This window comes from Xanthomonas sp. LMG 12460 (assembly GCF_009192895.1).
In the GTDB taxonomy this organism is placed as follows: domain Bacteria; phylum Pseudomonadota; class Gammaproteobacteria; order Xanthomonadales; family Xanthomonadaceae; genus Xanthomonas_A; species Xanthomonas_A sontii.
On the sequence record NZ_NKUH01000161.1, the window covers coordinates 1 to 641 of the forward strand.

Annotated in this window: 1 protein-coding gene; it reads left to right on the forward strand. The window is 63.8% G+C overall.

Annotated elements, in window-relative coordinates; translation table 11 throughout:
• Positions 1-617: CsgG/HfaB family protein (locus tag CEK66_RS20175; RefSeq protein WP_152238067.1), on the forward strand; the 617-nt coding region annotated here is incomplete at its 5' end.
• Between the last annotated feature and the right edge of the window lie 24 nt (positions 618-641).

A 641-nucleotide genomic window follows, 5' to 3' on the forward strand; every position in this document is an offset into this window, starting at 1 on the left:
CCTGCGCGACCGAAACCCATCAGAGCGTCAAACCGCAGACAGTTTCGGCGGCCAGCGTGCCTTACGCCGGCGCACGCGCGCCGATCGCGGTGGGCAAGTTCGACAACCGCTCCTCCTTCATGCGCGGCCTGTTTTCCGATGGTGCGGATCGCCTGGGCAGCCAGGCCAAGACCATCCTGATCACCCATCTGCAGCAGACCAATCGTTTCCGTGTGCTGGATCGCGACAACATGGGCGAGATCAAGCAGGAAGCGCAGATCAAGGGCCAGGCGCAGCAACTCAAGGGCGCCGACTACGTCGTGACTGGCGACGTGACCGAGTTCGGCCGCAAGGAGACCGGCGATACGCAGCTGTTCGGCATTCTCGGCCGTGGCAAGCAGCAGCAGGCCTATGCCAAGGTCAGCCTGAACGTGGTCGATAGCGCGACGTCCGAAGTGGTGTATTCGGTGCAGGGCGGCGGCGAGTACACCTTGTCCAACCGCGAGGTCGTCGGCTTCGGCGGGACCTCCAGCTACGACTCCACGCTCAACGGCAAAGTCCTGGATCTGGCGATCCGCGAGGCTGTCAACAATCTCACCGCCGCGATCGACTCCGGCGCCTGGAAGCCGGTCAAGTGACCCGCAACGGACCCTTGCAACTGA